This is a genomic window from Leclercia sp. UBA5958, from assembly GCF_002430365.1.
GTDB classification, from domain to species: Bacteria; Pseudomonadota; Gammaproteobacteria; order Enterobacterales; family Enterobacteriaceae; genus Enterobacter; species Enterobacter pneumoniae.
The window spans coordinates 126,845-146,553 of record NZ_DJCE01000001.1; the positions used below are offsets into that span (position 1 = coordinate 126,845).

Here is a 19,709-nt window from a genome sequence, read left to right on the forward strand (position 1 = left end):
ACGCTGTAACAAAATCTGCTGTCGTGTTAATTTTGAGTAAATCCGTAGACAGGAGTTACCCCATGGATGCACTAGAACTGCTGGTTAACCGCCGCAGCGCCTCGCGCCTTACTGAGCCCGCTCCCGCTGGTGAACAGCTGGAAAATATCCTTCGCGCAGCCTTGCGCGCGCCCGATCACGGTACGTTACAGCCGTGGCACTTCTTTATCATAGAAGGTGAAGGCCGCACGCGTTTCAGCGCGCTGCTGGAAAAGGGGGCTATTGCCGCTGAGCAGGATGAAAAAGCGATCGAGAAAGCGCGAAATGCGCCATTCCGCGCGCCGATGATCATCGCCGTGGTCGCCAAATGTCAGCCGAATCACAAAGTTCCCGTCTGGGAGCAGGAGATGTCCGCCGGATGCGCGGTCATGGCAATGCAGATGGCTGCCCTCGCGCAGGGCTTCAATGGTATCTGGCGCAGCGGGGCATTAACCGACAGCCCGGTGGTACGAGATGCGCTTGATTGCAGAACAGAAGATAAAATCGTCGGTTTCCTCTATCTCGGTACGCCGCAGTTGAAAGCGTCCACCACCGTCTCAGTGCCCGATACCTCGCCGTTCGTCACCCGCTTCTGACGACCTGGGCTAAACTGTCTGGATTCTGTGCAAGTGCACCAGAATTCAGACACCCATACTTACTCCGTAATGGAATGAGCGTTAACATAACGCAATTGCAATGACAGGAGATGTCCATGAGCGAGCAAACCATTCGTTTAACGCAATACAGCCACGGAGCCGGTTGCGGTTGTAAAATTTCCCCCAAAGTGCTGGAAACCATACTTCACAGCGAGCAGGCGAAGTTTGTCGACCCGAACCTGCTTGTTGGCAACGAAACCCGTGACGACGCCGCCGTTTACGATTTAGGCAACGGGACCAGCATCATTAGCACCACCGATTTCTTTATGCCGATTGTCGACAACCCGTACGACTTTGGCCGCATCGCCGCCACCAACGCCATCAGCGATATCTTCGCGATGGGGGGTAAACCCATTATGGCGATTGCCATTCTTGGCTGGCCCATTAATACCCTGGCACCGGAAATTGCCCGCGAGGTGATTGAGGGCGGACGTTTTGCTTGCCAGCAGGCGGGCATTGCGCTGGCAGGCGGCCACTCTATCGACGCACCAGAGCCTATCTTTGGCCTGGCGGTGACCGGCGTGGTGCCCACCGAACGCGTTAAACGCAACAGTACCGCCGAGCCAGGCTGCAAACTCTATCTGACCAAGCCGCTGGGGATTGGCGTGCTCACCACCGCGGAGAAGAAATCTCTGCTCAAGCCTGAACATAAAGGCCTGGCGGCGGAAGTGATGTGTCAGATGAACCTCGCCGGGGCGGCTTTTGCCAACATTGATGGTGTGAAGGCGATGACGGACGTCACCGGCTTTGGCCTGCTTGGCCACCTGAGCGAGGTGTGTCAGGGGGCGGGCGTGCAGGCGCAACTCTGGTATCAGGATGTGCCGAAACTGCCGGGTGTCGAAGCATATATTGCCCAGGGGGCGGTGCCGGGTGGCACCCAGCGCAACTTTGCCAGCTACGGTCATCTGATGGGCGAGATGCCCGCCGAGTGGCGTGATCTGCTGTGCGATCCGCAAACCTCTGGCGGTCTGCTGCTGGCGGTAACGCCAGAGGCCGAAGCCGAAGTGAAAGCCACCGCCGCGGAATACGGCATCAACCTGAGCGCCATCGGCGAGCTGGTCACGGCTCGTGGTGGACGGCCAATGATCGAGATCCAGTAATTCGATGCGGTTATTTATTGCCGAAAAACCGAGTCTCGGTCGCGCCATCGCCGATGTGTTGCCTAAACCGCACCGCAAAGGCGATGGTTTTATTGCGTGTGGTAATGGCCAGGTGGTGACCTGGTGTATCGGCCACCTGCTGGAGCAGGCGCAGCCCGATGCCTACGACAGCCGTTATGCCCGCTGGAATCTTAACGACCTGCCCATCGTGCCGGAAAAATGGCAGCTTCAGCCGCGCCCGTCGGTAACTAAACAGCTCAATGTGATTAAGCGCTTCTTGCACGATGCGGCGGAAATCATTCACGCCGGTGACCCGGACAGGGAAGGGCAGTTGCTGGTGGATGAGGTGCTGGACTACCTGCAACTGGCACCAGAAAAGCGTCAGCAGGTGCAGCGCTGTCTGATTAACGATCTCAACCCGCAGGCGGTCGAGCGCGCCATCTCGCGACTGCGTGCCAATAGCGAGTTTGTACCGCTCTGCGTCTCGGCGCTGGCCCGGGCGCGCGCCGACTGGCTGTACGGCATTAATATGACCCGCGCCTACACCATTCTTGGGCGCAATGCAGGCTATCAGGGCGTGCTCTCCGTGGGCCGCGTCCAGACGCCAGTCCTGGGGCTGGTGGTGCGTCGTGACGAAGAGATCGAAAACTTCGTTGCCAAAGATTTCTTTGAAGTGAAAGCGCATATCGTCACCCCGAAAGAGGAGCGCTTTACCGCGACCTGGCAACCCAGCGAAGCCTGCGAACCCTATCAGGATGAAGAGGGGCGTTTGCTACATCGTCCGCTGGCAGATCACGTCGTGAACCGTATCGGCGGGCAACCGGCGGTCGTGACCAGCTATAACGATAAACGAGAATCAGAACCGGCCCCGTTGCCGTTTTCGCTCTCAGCGCTGCAGATTGAAGCGGCGAAACGCTTTGGCCTGAGCGCGCAAAACGTGCTTGATATCTGCCAGAAGTTGTACGAAACCCATAAATTGATAACTTATCCGCGTTCTGACAGCCGATACCTGCCCGAGGAGCATTTTGCCGGGCGGCACGCGGTGATGAACGCCATCGGCGCGCATGCGCCGGAGTTATCAGGCCAGCCTGTCGTTAATGCAGATACCCGCAACCGCTGCTGGGATGACAAAAAAGTCGATGCCCACCACGCCATTATTCCGACGGCGCGCAGTAGCAAGGTCACGCTGACGGACAACGAAGCGAAAGTGTACAACCTGATTGCCCGCCAGTATCTGATGCAGTTCTGCCCTGATGCGGTATTCCGCAAGTGCGTCATTGAGCTGGAGATCGCCAAAGGCAAATTCGTGGCCAAAGCGCGTTTCCTGGCCGAAGCCGGATGGCGGACGCTGCTGGGCAATAAAGAGCGCGATGAAGAGAACGACGGTACGCCGCTGCCGGTGGTGGCAAAAGAGGACGAACTGCTCTGTGAGAAAGGCGAAGTCGTTGAGCGGCAGACGCAGCCGCCGCGTCACTTTACCGATGCGACGTTGCTCTCGGCCATGACCGGTATTGCCCGCTTTGTGCAGGACAAAGATCTGAAGAAGATCCTGCGCGCGACGGACGGATTAGGCACCGAAGCTACCCGCGCCGGGATCATCGAGCTGCTGTTCAAACGGGGTTTTTTGATCAAGAAAGGGCGCTACATTCACTCCACCGATCCGGGACGGGCGCTGATCCACTCGCTGCCTGAACTGGCCGCACGGCCGGATATGACAGCCCACTGGGAGTCGGTACTGACACAAATCAGTGAGAAGCAGTGCCGTTATCAGGACTTTATGCAGCCGCTGGTGGGCACCCTGTTTGATTTGATTAACCAGGCGAAGAGTACCCCGGTCAGGCAGTTCAGGGGGATGTCAGCGCCAGGTGGCGGTAATAAGAAACCCTTTAAAAAAAAGCGCAGCGCAGCATAAAAAAAGCCCGGTGAGGTAACCTGCACCGGGCCTTTAACGTCTGCCATTTTAGAGAATTTAAATCACTCCCTGGCCCATCATCGCATCGGCGACCTTTACGAACCCGGCGATATTTGCCCCGCGTACGTAGTTAGTCTGTTTCTCTTCACCGCCGTACTCGACGCAGGCGTGGTGAATATCCAGCATGATGTGGTGCAGGCGCGCATCCACTTTTTCGGCTTTCCAGCCCATCCGCGCGGCGTTTTGCGCCATCTCAAGACCTGACGTCGCCACGCCGCCGGCGTTAGCCGCTTTACCCGGCGCAAAGAGTACACCCGCCTCCAGGAACAGATCGGTCGCTTCGATGGTGGTGGGCATGTTGGCCCCTTCCGCTACCGCTTTCACGCCGTTTGCCACCAGCTGACGCGCGGCATCGATATCCAGTTCATTCTGGGTGGCACACGGCAGGGCGATATCCACCGGCACGGCCCATGGCTGTTTACCCTCAAGATAGGTCAGCCCAAATTCGCGGGCATAATCGGCCACACGGCCATCGCGGCTGGCTTTAATTTCGCAAAGACGTGCCAGCTTCTCGGCAGTAAAACCGGCTTCATCAACTACGGTGCCGCTGGAGTCAGAGGCGGTGATGACCCGTGCGCCAAACTCCATCGCTTTCTCAATGGCATACTGAGCCACGTTCCCCGAGCCAGAGACCGCCACGCGCATCCCTTCAAAGCTCAGACCATGGCGCTGTAACATCGCCTGGGTGAAATAGACCAGACCATAGCCGGTGGCTTCCGGACGGATCAGGCTGCCGCCGAAGGAGAGACCTTTGCCGGTAAACACGCAGGCGCTGTTATTGGAGAGTTTTTTCATCATCCCGGCCATAAAGCCCACTTCGCGTCCGCCTACGCCGATATCCCCGGCCGGTACGTCGGTGTCCGGCCCCAGGTGACGATAAAGTTCAGTCATCAGCGCCTGGCAGAATCGCATGACCTCACCTTCACTTTTGCCTTTCGGATCGAAATCGCTGCCGCCTTTCCCGCCGCCCATCGGCAGGGTGGTGAGGGCGTTTTTAAAGGTTTGTTCAAAACCGAGGAACTTAAGAATGGAGAGGTTAACGGAGGGATGGAATCGCATGCCGCCCTTAAACGGACCAATTGCCGAGTTGAACTGTACACGCCACGCACGGTTAACCTGTACCTGATTGCGGTCATCCACCCAGACCACGCGGAACTGAATTACGCGCTCAGGCTCAACCAGACGCTCCAGCAGGGACATCTGACGATAGCGTGGGTTCTGTTCAAGGAACGGCCACAGGGTGGTCATCACTTCGCGAACGGCCTGCGAAAACTCACTCTGATGCGGGTCGCGCTGTTGAACAGAATTCAGAAACGATTCCAGAGAGCATACCTGGTCCATAAGTATAAGTTCCTCTTATAAATAGTATTATTATCTTTTTGACGGTTTTATCTGTGATGTGTTGTGGTTTTCGACTATATCACTCGTACCAGTTTGTGACGCAAGTGAAAATTTCCCCATCCAGGGAAATTCATCATCCGCCCCGGGTCATAATAAAAAACGATGATGGAAAGGGTTAAAGCTTGCGAGTGACTGTCCGTTATAGTGTTAAGAGGACAAAACAGGATGAAACGTCAATGAATCGATTAATAATTGCCGCCATGCTCGGGCTTTTCTCTCTCAGCAGTTATGCCGAGCAACGTCTGCGCCCGGATATCGACGTGAACGTGCCGCCGGAAGTGTTCAGCTCTGGCGGGCAGCGGGCGCAGCCGTGCAACATGTGTTGTATCTATCAGGATCAGAACTATTCGGAGGGGGCGGTGGTTCGCGCTGACGGGGTATTGTTACAGTGTCAGCGCGACGAACGGACAATCAGTACGAATCCACTGGTGTGGCGTCGTGTGAAAGAATAAAGGCTTCCAGCAGCGGGACATCCGCGGGCGCAAGGTTGTAAGTCAACGCCTGCCGTGGGGTACACCACACCAGCTGGGTGTGATAGTGCGCCACCGGGGTGCCGCTAAAGTGCGGCACGTGCCAGGCGTGCAGGTGGATCAGCCGGCGGGAGACTTCCCGCTGGTGGCTGGCAACATAGTCGCCTGGCTGAACCTCAATGGCGAGTTCCTCACGCAGCTCGCGAATCAGAGCCTCTTGCTGCGTTTCACCCGGTTCCACTTTGCCCCCGGCCAGTTCCCACATTCCCGCCTGATCGGCATGCTCTGGCCGCTGGGCCAGCAAAATCTGGCCATCCCGTTCGAGGATGGCGCAGACGACGTCAATTGTTTTGACCTTCATCGCGGTGAGCTTACAGATCAAACTTCGCCCAGACCGGCGCATGGTCAGACGGTTTTTCCATGCCGCGGATGGCGTAATCAATCCCGGTGTCGATACAACGTTCCGCCAGCGGATGGCTTGCCAGCAGCACATCGATGCGCAGACCGCGGTTGTCATCAAAACCTTTGGAACGGTAGTCGAACCACGAGAAGCGATCCTGGGTTTCCGGGTGGGCGTGGCGGAAAGTGTCTACCAAACCCCAGTCCAGCAGGCGACCCATCCAATCGCGCTCTTCCGGCAGGAAGGAGCATTTACCGGCGCGCAGCCAGCGTTTGCGGCTCTCTTCGCCAATGCCGATATCAAGGTCCGTCGGGCTAATATTGATGTCACCCATGATTAGCACCGGGTTTTCTTTCTGCAGCTCAGTTTCAAGATAACGCTGGAGATCCTGATAGAACTTCTCTTTAGCCGGGAACTTGGTCGGGTGGTCGCGGCTTTCGCCCTGTGGGAAATAGCCATTGATAACCGTGATGTTTCCCATCGGCGAAGGCAGTTCTGCCATGATGATGCGGCGTTGCGCCTCACCGTCATCGTCCGGGAAGCCACGACGAACAGAAACTGGCGTCTCTTTGGTCAGCAGCGCCACGCCGTAGTGACCTTTTTGCCCGTGATAAAAGACGTTATAGCCCAGTTTTGCCACCTCTTCGAGGGGGAACATATCGTCGTGAACTTTTGTCTCCTGCAGACCAATGACGTCGGGCTGGTGTTGTTCGACGATGGCTGCCAGTTGATGGGGACGGGCGCGCAGGCCGTTGATATTAAATGAGACAAATTTCATAGTCGCTGCCAGTGCAAGGTGAATAGTGCAAGGATGGTAGCAGAATTTAGCGCGACTGACTGCCACCGCCAGCAGGGAAAAACCGATAACGGCGATAGATGTAAATAATGGTGCAAGTTTTGCACTTTTTAGGCGCAGCTTGCCCAATAAAAGCGCGTAAAGAGTTAAGTAATTTCGCGAGGGATCACAATTCCAGAATTATATTTGGCAAATGAATAATATTACTATTTTTCATCCGGCAAACCCGCGCTTGTTGCGAAAATATTCACTATTTATGCAAAAATAATGAATAACGACTCGACGTAACTTGTTGATTTTACGTTTACACCTCCCTTTTATGCACTTTTATCGCTAGCTGGCACGAACAGTGCAATCTACATTTACAGCGCAAACACTCAAATACTTAACATCTAAATAACCTTTTATTTACCGGATGAGGTCGCTATGTCTCTGTCAATTACGCGTGAAAATTTCGATGAATGGATGATGCCGGTTTATGCGCCGGCGGCTTTTATTCCGGTGCGGGGAGAGGGTTCACGTCTGTGGGATCAGCAGGGTAAAGAGTATATCGACTTTGCCGGCGGGATTGCGGTTAACGCACTGGGCCATGCGCACCCGGCATTGCGTCAGACCCTGAACGAGCAGGCGGCCAGGTTTTGGCATACGGGAAATGGCTATACCAACGAGCCGGCGTTGCGTCTGGCGAAGAAGTTGATCGACGCCACCTTCGCGGAGAAAGTGTTCTTCTGTAACTCGGGCGCCGAAGCCAACGAGGCGGCGCTGAAGCTGGCGCGCAAATATGCCCACGACCACTTTGGCAGCCAGAAAAGCGGGATCGTCGCGTTCAAAAACGCGTTCCATGGCCGCACGCTATTTACCGTCAGTGCCGGCGGGCAGCCCTCTTATTCTCAGGATTTTGCACCGCTGCCGCCGGACATTCGCCACGGCGTCTATAACGATCTGAACTCAGCCCGGGATCTGATCGACGACATGACCTGCGCGGTGATCGTTGAGCCGATGCAGGGGGAGGGGGGCGTGTTACCGGCAGACAAAGCGTTCCTGCAGGGGTTACGCGAACTCTGCGATCGTCACAACGCGGTGCTGATCTTTGATGAAGTACAGACCGGCGTCGGCCGTACCGGTGAGTTGTATGCCTATATGCACTACGGTGTAACGCCAGATGTAGTCTCTACCGCCAAGGCGCTCGGCGGCGGCTTCCCGATTGGGGCGATGCTGACCACCAATAAATTCGCCAGCGTCATGGGCGTGGGGACGCATGGCACAACCTATGGCGGTAACCCACTGGCTACTGCGGTGGCCGGGCAGGTGCTGGATATTATCAATACGCCAGAGGTGTTGAATGGCGTGAAACAGCGTCATGACTGGTTTGTTGAGCGTCTCACGGCCATCAACAATCAGACCGGCCTCTTTAAGGAGATTCGTGGCCTTGGCCTGCTGATTGGCTGTGTGCTAACCGAGGAGTACGCCGGAAAAGCGAAATTGATTTCACAGGAAGCGGCAAAAGCGGGGGTCATGGTGTTAATTGCCGGGGCCAACGTGGTGCGTTTTGCCCCCGCGCTGATTGTGAGCACCGAAGAGGTGCAAACCGGGTTAGACCGGTTTGCGCAGGCCTGTGAACGTGTGAAGTCCGGGGTGTCATCATGATGGTTATCCGTCCCGTTGAACGTGAGGATCTCCCTGCGCTCATGCAGCTTGCCGGTAAAACAGGCGGTGGGTTGACCTCGTTGCCTGCCGATGAACAGACGCTGTTGGCGCGTATCGAGCGTGCCATTCAAACCTGGCAAGGGACGGTGCCGAAAGGTGAACAGGGCTATGTCTTTGTGCTGGAAGAGTGCGAAACCGGCACCGTGGCGGGGATCTGCGCCATTGAAGTGGCGGTGGGGCTCAACGATCCCTGGTACAACTACCGCGTAGGTACCCTGGTTCATGCCTCGAAAGAGCTGAACGTCTATAACGCACTGCCGACGCTATTTCTCAGTAACGATCACACCGGCAGCAGTGAACTTTGTACCTTGTTTCTCGATCCCGCCTGGCGCAAGGAGGGCAATGGCTACCTGCTCTCTAAATCGCGTTTTATGTTCATGGCGGCCTTCCGCGATCGCTTCAATGACAAAGTGGTAGCTGAGATGCGCGGCGTGATCGACGAAACGGGTTTCTCTCCGTTCTGGAAAAGCCTCGGCGAGCGCTTCTTTTCCATGGAATTCAGCCGCGCTGACTACCTGTGCGGCACCGGGCAAAAAGCCTTTATCGCTGAGCTGATGCCCAAACACCCGATCTATACCCACTTCCTTAGCGAAGAGGCGCAGGCGGTGATTGGCGAAGTGCATCCGCAAACCGCGCCGGCCCGTGCGGTGCTGGAAAAAGAGGGATTCCGCTACTGTAACTATGTGGACATTTTCGACGGCGGGCCAACGCTCGAGTGCGATATCGATCGGGTGCGCGCGATTCGTAAAAGTCGGCTGGTGGAGGTGGCCGAAGGCCAGCCTGCACCGGGCGAGTGGCCAGCCTGTCTGGTCGCCAACGAACAGTATGACCATTTTCGCGCCACGCTGATTCGCGTGGATCCCGACTGCGAACGTCTGGTGCTCACCGCCGCGCAACTGGATGCCCTGAAATGCCACGCAGGCGACCGTATCCGCATGGTGCGTCTGTGTCCTGAGGAGAAAACAGCATGACTTTATGGATTAACGGCGACTGGGTCACCGGCGCGGGAGAAAAACGCACGAAAACCAATCCGGTTGGACAAGAGACCCTCTGGCAGGGCAACGACGCCAGCCCGGAGCAGGTTGAGCAGGCCTGCCGTGCCGCGCGGGCGGCCTTCCCGGCCTGGGCCAGGTTGCCCTTTACCGCGCGCCAGAGCATTGCGGAAAAATTCGCCGGACTACTGGAAGCCAATAAAACTGAACTGACGAGCATCATTGCTCGCGAAACCGGGAAACCGCGCTGGGAAGCAGCGACCGAAATCACGGCGATGATCAATAAAGTGGCCATCTCGGTGAAGGCCTACCATACCCGTACTGGCGAGCAACGCACCGAGATGGCAGACGGCGCGGCAACCCTGCGCCATCGTCCTCATGGGGTGCTGGCGGTGTTCGGCCCCTATAACTTCCCCGGCCACCTGCCGAACGGACACATCGTTCCGGCGCTGTTGGCGGGTAATACCCTGATCTTCAAACCCAGTGAACTGACCCCCTGGACGGGCGAAGCGGTGGTTAAGCTGTGGGAGCAAGCCGGTTTGCCGCCGGGCGTGTTGAACCTTGTGCAGGGGGGGCGGGAAACGGGCCAGGCGCTGAGTGGTCTTCGCGACGTGGATGGCCTGCTGTTTACGGGCAGCGCCGGCACCGGGTATCAGCTGCACCGTCAGCTGGCAGGACAGCCGGAAAAAATTCTCGCGCTGGAGATGGGCGGCAATAACCCCCTGATCGTTGATGAGCCCGCCGATATTGATGCCGCCGTCCACCTTACCATTCAGTCCGCCTTTATTACGGCGGGCCAGCGCTGTACCTGCGCGCGTCGCCTGCTGGTAAAACGCGGTGCGCAGGGGGATGCGTTTCTGGCGCGCCTGGTAGAGGTATCGTCAACGCTGATACCCGGCGAGTGGGATGCTCTGGATCAACCGTTTATCGGCGGCCTAATCTCTGAGCAGGCAGCTATACAGGTGTATAACGCCTGGCGCGAGCATGTTGCGAAGGGCGGGACCTCGTTACTGGATCCGCGACGGGTAAAAGCGGGTACCTCTTTATTGACGCCAGCTATCGTCGAGATGAGCGGCGTGCAGAGCGTGGCGGATGAAGAGGTCTTTGGCCCCCTGCTGTGCGTCTGGCGTTATGACACCTTCGATGAAGCCATCGCCATGGCTAATGCCACCCGCTATGGCCTGTCGAGCGGGTTGATCTCCCCGGATCGTGAAAAGTTTGACCAGCTGTTGCTGGAAGCCCGGGCCGGGATCGTCAACTGGAACAAACCCCTTACCGGTGCCGCCAGTACCGCGCCGTTTGGCGGCGTGGGTGCCTCTGGCAACCATCGCGCCAGCGCCTGGTACGCCGCAGATTACTGCTCGTGGCCGATGGCGAGCCTGGAAACGGAAACCATCGCGCTGCCAGAGCAGCTCAATCCGGGCCTCGATTTTACACAGGGGAAGCGCCATGAAAGCGCGTGAAGTCAATTTTGACGGCCTGGTCGGGCTGACCCACCACTATGCCGGGCTCTCTTTTGGGAATGAAGCCTCAACCAAACACCGTTTCCAGATCTCAAATCCTCGTCTGGCGGCGAAACAGGGGTTGCTCAAAATGAAAGCCCTGGCTGACGCCGGGTTTCCGCAGGGGGTGATCCCTCCTCATGAGCGGCCAAACGTGGCCGTTTTGCGCCAGCTTGGCTTCAGCGGGACTGACGAGCAGGTCGTAGAGAAAGCAGGCACTTTGTATCCGGATCTGCTCTCCGCCGCCAGTTCCGCGTCGGCGATGTGGGTGGCTAATGCCGCCACCGTGGCGCCCTCTGCCGATACGCTCGACGGCAAAGTGCATCTCACCGTGGCTAACCTCAATAACAAATTCCACCGCGCCACCGAAGCGCGAACCACTGAACAGTTGCTACGGTCGATTTTCCGCGACAGAACGCACTTTAGCGTTCATGACGCCCTGCCGCAGGTGGCGATGTTTGGAGACGAAGGGGCAGCCAACCATAACCGACTGGGAGGGGAGTATGGCGAACCGGGTATTCAGCTCTTCGTCTATGGCCGCGATGAATCCGGGTATGCCACTCCGTCACGCTATCCCGCTCGTCAGACCCTGGCGGCGAGCCAGGCGGTGGCCCGGCTGAATCAGGTCAATCCGGGTCAGCTGATTTTCGCCCAGCAAAATCCTGAGGTGATTGACCACGGGGTATTCCATAACGACGTGATTGCCGTCTCCAACCGTCAGGTACTGTTTTGCCACGAACAGGCGTTTGTGGATCAGCAGGCGCTGTTCGGGATCCTTCGCAGCCGCGTGCCGGGCTTTACCCCGCTGGAGGTGCCCACAAAGGCGGTCTCGGTCGCGGATGCCGTGGCCACCTATCTCTTTAACAGCCAGCTTCTGAGTAAAGACGACGGCAGCATGATGCTGGTGCTACCGCAGGAGTCGCAACTTCATGCTGGCGTTTGGCATTACCTGAATACCTTGCTGGAAGGGGACAACCCCATCAGCGAATTGCGCGTATTTGACCTTCGCGAAAGCATGGCGAACGGCGGCGGCCCGGCATGCCTGCGGTTGCGGGTCGTCCTCACGCCAGAGCAACAGCAGGCGGTCAACCCGGCGGTGATGATGAATGAAACCCTGTTCAACACACTTAATGACTGGGTGGATCGCTACTATCGCGATCGCTTAACCCAGGCCGATCTGGTTGATCCGCAATTGTTGCGTGAAGGGCGCGAGGCGCTGGATGCCTTAACCCGAATTTTACAGCTCGGTTCGGTCTATCCGTTCCAGCAATAAAGGAGGCGAGATGGAAAACCTGTTGGCCCTGACGCTGGCGGCGGAGTCACCGGCCCAGCATGCGGGCACCGGCCCTTCGTTTCACTGGCGCTGGCTGGCGCCAGGCGTGGTGGAATTGACCCCTGAGACACAGACCACGCGTTCGCTGGTGCTTTCGTCAGGGATCCATGGCAATGAGACGGCACCGGTTGAAATCGTCGATGCCTTACTTAGCGCCCTGTTCCGCGGCGAAATGATGCTGAGCTGTCGTCTGCTGGTGATCTTCGGCCATCCGCTGGCGCTGGTGGCGAATAAGCGCTATCTGGAGTGGGATATCAACCGCATGTTTGGTGGACGCTGGACGCAGTTTCCGCCTGGGGAAGATACCGCCCGGGCCCAGGTGCTGGAACAGTGTGTAGCTGAATTCTTTGCCGATGCAGGGGATGATCGCTGGCATCTGGATCTGCATACCGCGATCCGCGCCTCTTACCACGTGCGCTTTGGGGTGTTGCCCCAGCGGGACGCCCCCTGGGATGAGGTATTTCTGGGGTGGCTGGGGGATGCAGGGCTGGAGGCGCTGGTGTTCCATCAGACTCCGGGCGGAACCTTTACCCATTTCAGCTGTGAACGCTTTGGTGCGCTGGCCTGTACTTTGGAACTCGGGAAAGCCCTGCCGTTTGGGCATAACGATCTTCGCCTGTTTGCTGTCACTCAGCAGGCCCTGCAGGCACTATTAAGCGGAAAAACGCCGACCCGACAGGCAGGCGAGGTGGAGCGTTATCGGGTGGTGCAACAAATCACCCGCCGCAGCGACGCCTTTCGCCTGCATATGGCGGCACATACGCTGAACTTTACCCCGTTTCGTCGGGGCGTGCTGCTGGCGGAAGATGGTGAGGAGCGCTACGAGGTGCAAAAGTCGACCGAGTATGTGCTCTTTCCAAACCCCTCGGTTGCCTTTGGGCTGCGCGCAGGATTAATGCTGGAAAAAATAAGCTGATAACGGCTGCCCCGAAAGGGGCGGTCATTCATCGTTGCGTTTATTTTGATTGATCTTTAATGCGCCAGATTTTTTATACGGATTATTCCTGGATAATTGCTTTATTATTAAACGCCATGCCGCTATACTTCTCCATAATTCCTTTAAAATCATTCATATGATTATTTTTGTTTCATCTATCCACGGTTTATCCTTATTTCCTTCACAATTGAACAAATATTGTTTTTTACACTTTCACAGTTTTACTGTTGCTCTGATTTATTGACGATAAACCCCGTAAAGTTTATCTCGTCAACACGGCATAGCGCCGAAGAATAACTGAAAGAAAGGACAAGATTATGCGTAAATTAACTGCACTGTTTGTTGCTTCTACCCTAGCTCTGGGCGCTACCAGCATGGCGTTCGCAGCGGATACCGCCACAACGACCGCGGCGCCGACTGAAGGCAAAATGATGCACCATAAAGGCAAGCCGGGCATGCATCACGATATGATGTTTAAAGACCTGAATCTGACCGACGCGCAGAAACAGCAGGTGCGCGACATCATGAAAAGCCAGCGCGACCAGATGAAGCGTCCACCTCTGGAAGAGCGTCGCGCAATGCACGACATCATCGCCAGCGACTCCTTCGATAAAGCGAAAGCAGAAGCGCAGATCGATAAAATGGCCGAGCAGCACAAAGCCCGTATGCTGGCGCACATGGAAACACAGAACAAGATTTACAACATTCTGACGCCTGAACAGAAAAAACAGTTCAATGCCAATTTTGAGAAGCGTCTGACAGAACGTCGCGCACCAGAAGGTAAAATGCCAGCACCTGCCGAATAATCGGCCCCCTCCTTAAGACCGCCGGAGTCCTGTTCACAAAAGCGAATTCGCTGTGGACAGGTCCGGCGGTTTTTTTCTTTACCGCCCTCTTGTAAGCCGCCAGAAGCGCGGTATTCTCCTGTAACGGCTTGAATGTACTTACACTTATGGCCAGAAATTTTTCCTGACCAGCCTAAAATCTGTAAGCACGCTTGCCGATACTACGTCTGTAGTAAACCAACTAACGATAACAATCAATTCAGCGACCGTGGTAAACGGCCGCTCTGGTGCGTGTTGCGCCATTCAGGAGTGGTGATGGAGTTTTTCGATATCCGTAAAATGCCGGTCAATCTTTGGCGTAATGGCGCCGGAGAGACGCGAGAAATTTGTTGTTTGCCTCCGGCGACCCGTGACTTTACCTGGCGGGCCAGTATCGCGTCCATTGCCGGTAATGGTGAGTTCTCTCTCTTTCCGGGCGTTGACCGGGTCATTACGCTACTGGAAGGGGGGGAGGTCGCTCTCGATGGGGGCCATGCGTTTAACCACAGGCTACGTCGCCATCAACCCTTCAGCTTTGCAGGTGATACGCCGGTAAAAGCGAAGCTCACTGAAGGGCAGATGTCGATGGATTTCAATATTATGACCCGACGTGACCGCTGTCGGGCCAAAGTGCGGGTGGCCGATCGCACCTTTACGACCTTTGCCTCGCGCGGGGGCGTAGTCTTTGTCATCAGCGGCGCATGGCAGATGGGTGACAAGCTTCTGACCGCCGATCAGGGGGCATGGTGGCAGGAAGGCCGACATACCCTGCGTTTACTGAAGGACGAAGGCAAGCTGCTGTTTAGCGAAATTATTTGGCTACCCGGTCATTAAGGGGGGTGATCTCATAACTGCCGGAGAGCAGCGGTTTACAGAGGATCTTATACCCATCCTGATCGAACCCCGCAGGCGTGCGGAGCAACTCCGGCGCCTCGTCCAGCGAATTCACTGCGCCCAGCCAGAGCCAGTTGTGGATGATATGATAATGGGTCATCCCCTCTCGCGACTCTTTAAGCGCAATGGCACTGTCCCACGGCCAGCAGGTTACGCCAATGTTTTCCAGCCCCGTCAGCAGCCGTTGCTGATGATCCTCCACGCTCTCTTTGCCGCAGCAGGCACCCGCGCAGCGTTTTAGCGCTGAGCGAAAGCAGGCGCGCCCGCGGGTTAAGGACTCCAGCCCCAACAGGCCGTAACAGAGCTTCTCCGTATCGGCGAGGCTTTGCAGAGTTTGTAACGCCGCACGGCGGTTAGCAAAGAGGCCGTAGAGATTGGGCGTATGCGAGAAATCGACTTCACGGGCATATACCACCTGCGGTTTCCCCTCGCTGATATGCAGCGAGCAGAGCTGCCGGTTACGGCGCAGCCGTTTGTTAAAGAGCGGCTGCTGCTCTTTAATCAGGCGCGCTTCCAGCAGCAGCGCACCGAGCTCACCGGCGGTCTGCGTCCAGCTAATGCGCCGGGACTGACGTAACATCGCGGCCTCTTCCGGGGTACGCAGATGCGACAGGACCCGGCTGCGAATATTGACGCTTTTACCTATGTACAGCGGCATGGCATCGCTCTCGCCATGGAAAAAGTAAACGCCGGGCTGCTTGGGTAACGCTTCCAGCCAGGGGCGCAAATGTTCGGGGTATTCATAGATAGCAGCCGCTTCAAATTCGAGACGCGGTGCGGATTGACGCCTGCTCACAACTTACTCCTGATACTGTTCAGGTATACAGTGTAGCAGCCTGTCGCTGGTTAAAAAAGAGGCGGCTTACGCCGCCTGCAGGAATTTATCGTTTCCAGAAGTCGTCAAATGGCGTGATAGGTGGGCGACGTTTATGCTCCGTCTTCACATACCAGCCTTCGATAATGCGCGCAGTTCCCTCGTCGAGAACCTTGCCTTCCAGATAATCATCAATGTTTTCATAGGTTACGCCCAGCGCGGCTTCGTCCGGCAGGGAAGGGCGATCGTCTTCCAGGTCGGCGGTTGGGGCTTTTTTGTACAGATGCTCCGGACAGCCCAGTGCGGCCAGCAGCTGTTTACCCTGGCGCTTGTTAAGACGGAACAGCGGGTTGATGTCTGTACCGCCATCACCGTATTTGGTGAAGAAACCGGTCAGCGCTTCGGCGGCGTGGTCGGTCCCAACGACGATCCCTTTGGTCATACCGGCAATGCTGTACTGCGCTTTCATTCGCTCGCGGGCCTTTTCGTTACCGCGAACAAAATCGCTTAGCTCAATACCGGCATCGCGCAGCGCTTTTTCACTGACCAGCACCGATTCTTTAATATTGACGGTCAATACCCGATCCGGCTGGATAAAGTTGAGTGCATCCTGGCAATCCTGCTCATCGAATTGCACGCCATAGGGCAGGCGTACGGCGATAAACTGCAGCGTGGCGTCGCCGGTTTCATCACGCAATTCCGTGATGGCCTGCTGACTCAGTTTACCCGCCAGCGTGGAGTCCTGACCGCCGCTGATGCCCAGCACCAGCGTCTTAATGAAGGGGTAGGTTTTCAGATAGGTTTTCAGAAAATCGACGCTACGACGGATTTCATCTTCCGCGTTGATCGTCGGTTTGACCCCGAGCGCTTGAATAATCTCTTGTTGCAGAGCCATTTAGCCCCTCCGTTTCGTGAATTCGCTTAATGAATGATTCGTTAAAATTACCCCGTCAGGCGTAAAACGACAAGGATCCCTGTTATCACTGTGGCAAAAGCACGCGATTTTGCTGCTAATCGCTGTTTTATTAGAATTTTCCTAAAAAGCCGCGCTGGGCTGTCCGGGGTTGAAAAAAGTAATTTTATATTCCAGGCTTATCTAACACGCTGATAAACAAGAGGACGGAATATGAACAAGAACATCGCAGGAATGTTGGGTGCAGCGGCGGTACTGACTATGCTGGCAGGCTGTACGGCGTATGACCGTACAACGGACCAGTTCACACAGCCTGTTGTTAAAGACGTTAAGAAAGGGATGAGCCGTGCGCAGGTTGCGCAGGTAGCCGGCAAACCTTCTTCAGAAGTTTCAATGATTCATGCACGCGGTACCTGCCAGACATACATCCTGGGTCAACGTAATGGTAAAGCAGAAACTTACTTTGTTGCCCTGGACGATACCGGTCACGTGATCAATTCGGGCTACCAGACCTGTGCGGAATACGATACTGACCCGCAGGCTCCTAAAGCCCAGTAAGGCACTCTCCTTAGCTCTGATACAAACCGGCCACTGCGCCGGTTTTTTTACATCCCGCCGACGCTTAATTCTCCACGCGAATTATTTGCCTGAAATGTGAAGGTAATCATTACGCCAGGTCAATGAGAGACAATTATAAACCTCTTAGGATTATTACCGGCATAGCGGTTGCCGTATACTCATGCCATACCGAAACGTCAACGATACACCGAGGAAAGTGGAGGCTGGCGTTGTCACCCATCGGGTAGCCATATAAGAGGGAAGTTGGGATGGAAAAGAAACACATCTATCTGTTTTGTTCTGCGGGCATGTCAACGTCACTGTTAGTGTCAAAAATGCGTGCGCAGGCGGAGAAGTACGAAGTACCGGTCATCATCGAAGCATTTCCGGAGACCCTGGCAGGCGAGAAGGGCGTTAACGCCGATGTCGTTCTGCTCGGCCCGCAAATTGCTTATATGCTGCCAGAAATCCAGCGTTTATTACCCAATAAGCCGGTAGAAGTGATCGACTCTGCGCTGTACGGCAAAGTTGATGGTTTAGGTGTTCTTAAAGCTGCCGTTGCAGCGATTAAAAAAGCTGCAAATTAAAATTTTATTTTTTTCCCGTCAAAGAGCAATTTCACACTCACTTACGCCGCAATTTTATTGCGGCATTTAAGGGTATTTTTCTATGAGTAGAGTCATTGGTGCACTTGAAAAGGTACTCCTTCCTTTTGCAGTTAAAATAGGAAAGCAACCCCATGTCAACGCCATCAAAAACGGTTTTATTAAATTAATGCCGTTAACGCTGGCCGGTGCCATGTTCGTTTTAATTAATAACGTTTTTCTAAGTTTTGGCGATGGCTCATTTTTCTACTCATTAGGTGTTCGGTTAGACCCCTCAACCATTGAAACGTTAAATGGTTTCAAAGCCATCGGCGGCAATGTATATAACGGTACGCTGGGTATTATGTCGCTGATGGCCCCTTTTTTTATTGGGATGGCGCTGGCTGAAGAACGTAAAGTGGACTCGCTGGCGGCGGGGCTGTTATCTGTTGCTGCCTTTATGACCGTCACGCCCTATAGCGTTGGCGAAGCCTATGCGGTAGGCGCGAACTGGCTGGGTGGCGCCAATATTATCTCCGGTATCGTCATCGGGCTGGTAGTTGCCGAACTCTTTACCTTTATTATTCGTCGTAACTGGGTCATTAGATTACCCGATAGCGTGCCGGCATCGGTGTCACGCTCATTCTCAGCGCTGATCCCGGGCTTCATCATTCTTTCTATAATGGGCACCCTTGCCTGGGCGTTGTCGCACTGGGGGACGAACTTCCACCAGATCATCATGGATACCATCTCTACGCCGCTGGCATCGATGGGCGGTGTAGTCGGCTGGGCTTACGTTATTTTCACCTCGTTGCTGTGGTTCTTTGGCGTGCATGGCTCGCTGGCGCTGGCGGCACTCGACAGCGGCATCATGACCCCGTGGGCGCTGGAAAACGTGGCGCTGTATCAGCAGTATGGCTCCGTAGATGCGGCACTGGCAGCCGGGAAAACCTTCCATGTATGGGCGAAACCGATGCTCGACTCCTACATCTTCCTGGGGGGCACCGGTGCTACGCTTGGCCTGATCATCGCGGTCTTTATCACTTCACGCCGCGCTGACCATCGTCAGGTGGCGAAACTGGCGCTGCCATCCGGGATCTTCCAGATTAACGAGCCGATTCTGTTTGGTCTGCCGATCATTATGAACCCGGTGATGTTTATACCTTTTATCCTTGTTCAGCCGCTGCTGGCGGCCATCACTCTGACCGCCTACTACTTAGGCATTATCCCACCGGTGACCAACATCGCGCCGTGGACGATGCCCGCTGGTCTGGGTGCGTTCTTCAACACCAACGGCAGCGTAGCGGCCTTCCTGTTGGCGATGTTTAACCTTGGGGTGGCAACCCTGCTTTATATGCCGTTCGTGGCCATTGCCAACAAAGCGCAGACCACCATTGATGAAGAAGAGAGCGAAGAAGAGATCGCCCTCGCACTGAAATTCTGATGTCGACTGGCGCGGGGTAACTCGCGCCTGTAAAGGAGAAGAGCATGTTTGATTTGGATAACGTCGTGGCAGAAGAGGTCGTTGAAAACGATCTGGAAGAGGTGGTGATGGGCCTCATTATCAACTCAGGGCAAGCGCGCAGCCTGGCGTATGCCGCGCTGAAGCAGGCTAAGCAGGGCGATTTTGCCGCTGCGCGTGCGATGATGGACCAGTCGCGCCTGGCGCTGAATGAAGCGCATTTGGTACAAACTAAACTGATTGAAGGCGATCAGGGTGAAGGTAAAATGAAAGTGAGCCTGGTGCTGGTACATGCCCAGGATCATCTGATGACCTCAATGCTTGCCCGCGAGCTGGTCACCGAACTCATCGATCTTCACGAAAAAATTCAGTAAGT

The 19,709-nt window shown here is 55.7% G+C and carries 20 protein-coding genes; 15 read left to right on the top strand and 5 right to left on the bottom strand.

Annotated features, from left to right (window positions below):
* Positions 1-62: 62 nt before the first annotated feature.
* From B2Q93_RS00655 to B2Q93_RS00665, 3 genes are all read left to right on the top strand, one after another.
* Positions 63-614, top strand: coding sequence for an NAD(P)H nitroreductase (locus tag B2Q93_RS00655; RefSeq protein WP_212477918.1), 552 nt, complete (start codon positions 63-65; stop codon positions 612-614).
* Positions 615-730: 116 nt separating this feature from the next.
* A complete protein-coding gene (selD, locus tag B2Q93_RS00660; RefSeq protein WP_046885890.1) occupies positions 731-1,774 on the top strand; it encodes a selenide, water dikinase SelD in 1,044 nt (347 codons plus the stop codon).
* Between the two features lie 4 nt (positions 1,775-1,778).
* Positions 1,779-3,686 carry a DNA topoisomerase III gene (locus B2Q93_RS00665; protein WP_286931601.1) on the top strand — a complete coding sequence of 636 codons (1,908 nt, stop codon included), beginning with the start codon at positions 1,779-1,781 and terminating at the stop codon, positions 3,684-3,686.
* Between the two features lie 57 nt (positions 3,687-3,743).
* Here the strand turns inward: B2Q93_RS00665 and gdhA are convergent, their stop codons facing one another.
* Positions 3,744-5,087 carry an NADP-specific glutamate dehydrogenase gene (gdhA, locus tag B2Q93_RS00670; RefSeq protein ID WP_286931602.1) on the bottom strand — a complete coding sequence of 448 codons (1,344 nt, stop codon included), beginning with the start codon at positions 5,085-5,087 and terminating at the stop codon, positions 3,744-3,746.
* 260 nt (positions 5,088-5,347) lie between these two features.
* Here gdhA and B2Q93_RS00675 point away from each other — a divergent pair, with 260 nt between their 5' ends.
* A complete protein-coding gene (locus tag B2Q93_RS00675; RefSeq protein ID WP_414672029.1) occupies positions 5,348-5,599 on the top strand; it encodes a DUF1496 domain-containing protein in 252 nt (83 codons plus the stop codon).
* Here B2Q93_RS00675 and B2Q93_RS00680 read toward each other — a convergent pair.
* Entirely contained in the window at positions 5,559-5,978 is a 420-nt protein-coding gene (locus B2Q93_RS00680; RefSeq protein WP_207293567.1) for a pyrimidine (deoxy)nucleoside triphosphate diphosphatase, read from the bottom strand. The two genes, B2Q93_RS00675 and B2Q93_RS00680, sit on opposite strands and share 41 nt — an antisense overlap.
* A 10-nt stretch (positions 5,979-5,988) precedes the next feature.
* On the bottom strand, positions 5,989-6,795 hold the full coding sequence (gene xthA / locus B2Q93_RS00685) for an exodeoxyribonuclease III (protein ID WP_286931604.1): 807 nt from the start codon (positions 6,793-6,795) through the stop codon (positions 5,989-5,991).
* Positions 6,796-7,239: 444 nt separating this feature from the next.
* Here xthA and astC point away from each other — a divergent pair, with 444 nt between their 5' ends.
* From astC to ves, 7 genes are all read left to right on the top strand, one after another.
* On the top strand, positions 7,240-8,460 hold the full coding sequence (gene astC, locus B2Q93_RS00690) for a succinylornithine/acetylornithine transaminase (protein ID WP_233802174.1): 1,221 nt from the start codon (positions 7,240-7,242) through the stop codon (positions 8,458-8,460).
* On the top strand, positions 8,457-9,491 hold the full coding sequence (astA, locus tag B2Q93_RS00695; protein ID WP_040076037.1) for an arginine N-succinyltransferase: 1,035 nt from the start codon (positions 8,457-8,459) through the stop codon (positions 9,489-9,491). Before astC ends, astA begins: the two co-directional genes overlap by 4 nt.
* Positions 9,488-10,975 carry a succinylglutamate-semialdehyde dehydrogenase gene (astD, locus tag B2Q93_RS00700; RefSeq protein WP_046885896.1) on the top strand — a complete coding sequence of 496 codons (1,488 nt, stop codon included), beginning with the start codon at positions 9,488-9,490 and terminating at the stop codon, positions 10,973-10,975. Before astA ends, astD begins: the two co-directional genes overlap by 4 nt.
* Positions 10,962-12,287 (top strand): N-succinylarginine dihydrolase, encoded by a 1,326-nt coding sequence (gene astB, locus B2Q93_RS00705; protein WP_212477923.1) that lies wholly within the window; start codon positions 10,962-10,964, stop codon positions 12,285-12,287. The genes astD and astB overlap by 14 nt, the downstream gene beginning before the upstream one ends.
* A 10-nt stretch (positions 12,288-12,297) precedes the next feature.
* Entirely contained in the window at positions 12,298-13,263 is a 966-nt protein-coding gene (gene astE / locus B2Q93_RS00710; protein WP_286931605.1) for a succinylglutamate desuccinylase, read from the top strand.
* A gap of 338 nt (positions 13,264-13,601) precedes the next feature.
* Positions 13,602-14,090 carry an ATP-independent periplasmic protein-refolding chaperone Spy gene (gene spy / locus B2Q93_RS00715; RefSeq protein ID WP_040076032.1) on the top strand — a complete coding sequence of 163 codons (489 nt, stop codon included), beginning with the start codon at positions 13,602-13,604 and terminating at the stop codon, positions 14,088-14,090.
* A 294-nt stretch (positions 14,091-14,384) separates the two neighbouring features.
* Positions 14,385-14,942: an environmental stress-induced protein Ves gene (ves, locus tag B2Q93_RS00720; RefSeq protein WP_040076031.1), complete on the top strand. Its 558-nt coding sequence runs from the start codon at positions 14,385-14,387 to the stop codon at positions 14,940-14,942.
* Here the strand turns inward: ves and cho are convergent.
* Both cho and nadE read right to left on the bottom strand, forming a co-directional pair.
* Positions 14,920-15,798, bottom strand: coding sequence for an excinuclease Cho (gene cho, locus B2Q93_RS00725; protein ID WP_207293573.1), 879 nt, complete (start codon positions 15,796-15,798; stop codon positions 14,920-14,922). The two genes, ves and cho, sit on opposite strands and share 23 nt — an antisense overlap.
* Positions 15,799-15,883: 85 nt before the next feature.
* Complete coding sequence (gene nadE / locus B2Q93_RS00730; protein ID WP_286931606.1) at positions 15,884-16,711, bottom strand: ammonia-dependent NAD(+) synthetase; 828 nt, start codon at positions 16,709-16,711, stop codon at positions 15,884-15,886.
* A gap of 231 nt (positions 16,712-16,942) precedes the next feature.
* On the opposite strand from nadE, the gene osmE reads away from it, so the two are divergent.
* The 4 genes from osmE (at position 16,943) to chbA (ending at position 19,707) form a co-directional block, all read left to right on the top strand.
* A complete protein-coding gene (osmE, locus tag B2Q93_RS00735; protein WP_040076027.1) occupies positions 16,943-17,287 on the top strand; it encodes an osmotically-inducible lipoprotein OsmE in 345 nt (114 codons plus the stop codon).
* Positions 17,288-17,556: 269 nt separating this feature from the next.
* Positions 17,557-17,874, top strand: a complete 318-nt coding sequence (chbB, locus tag B2Q93_RS00740; RefSeq protein ID WP_040076026.1) for a PTS N,N'-diacetylchitobiose transporter subunit IIB — start codon at positions 17,557-17,559, stop codon at positions 17,872-17,874.
* Between the two features lie 82 nt (positions 17,875-17,956).
* Positions 17,957-19,315, top strand: a complete 1,359-nt coding sequence (chbC, locus tag B2Q93_RS00745) for a PTS N,N'-diacetylchitobiose transporter subunit IIC (protein WP_040076024.1) — start codon at positions 17,957-17,959, stop codon at positions 19,313-19,315.
* A gap of 44 nt (positions 19,316-19,359) precedes the next feature.
* Positions 19,360-19,707, top strand: a complete 348-nt coding sequence (gene chbA / locus B2Q93_RS00750; protein WP_233802160.1) for a PTS N,N'-diacetylchitobiose transporter subunit IIA — start codon at positions 19,360-19,362, stop codon at positions 19,705-19,707.
* The last annotated feature ends 2 nt before the right edge of the window (positions 19,708-19,709 follow it).